Here is a 692-nt window from a genome sequence, read left to right as displayed (position 1 = left end):
TATTGGCGTCAACGCGACCAACCGTATTATTAAGAGCCTGACCGAGCAGACTGCCCGTGGTGACTTGATTTATGCACACTCATTATATAAAGCCTTGCAAAGTGAGCTGGTTGATATCTTAACGCCAAAAGTTGAGCCGCTGGTGATTGATACCAGCAAAAAACCATTTGTTATTTTAGTTGTGGGCGTCAATGGTGTGGGTAAAACCACAACCATCGGTAAGCTTGCCAAGCGCTTACAAGGTGAGGGTAAATCAGTCATGCTAGCGGCAGGGGATACTTTCCGCGCGGCTGCCACCGAGCAGCTACAGATTTGGGGCGAGCGCAATAATATCCCAGTGTTAGCACAAGGTCATGGCTCTGATAGTGCTTCGGTGATTTTTGATGCGATGCAATCAGCCAAAGCAAAAAATATCGACGTGCTCATCGCCGATACTGCTGGCCGTCTGCAAAACAAGACACATTTGATGGCAGAATTAGAAAAAGTGGTTCGCGTGATGCGTAAAGCCGATCCAAGCGCTCCGCATGAAGGTATGATCGTACTCGATGCTGGCACGGGTCAAAATGCCATCAATCAAGTTGAGCTATTTAACAAGATTGTGCCGCTGACAGGTATCACCATTACTAAGCTAGACGGTACTGCGAAAGGTGGCGTGGTGTTTAATATTGCCGAAACGACAGATGTCCCTATTC

General features: G+C 47.5%; 1 protein-coding gene. It reads left to right on the top strand.

The annotated features are described in order from the left end of the window. Window positions 1-692, top strand: a 692-nt coding sequence (gene ftsY / locus ACS8FC_RS17705; protein ID WP_439297755.1) for a signal recognition particle-docking protein FtsY, incomplete at both ends; no start/stop codon positions are given.

This window comes from Psychrobacter sp. 1Y4 (genome assembly GCF_051847555.1).
The sequence above is the reverse complement of the archived record's forward strand: the minus strand, read 5'-3'. Positions and strand labels throughout refer to the sequence as shown.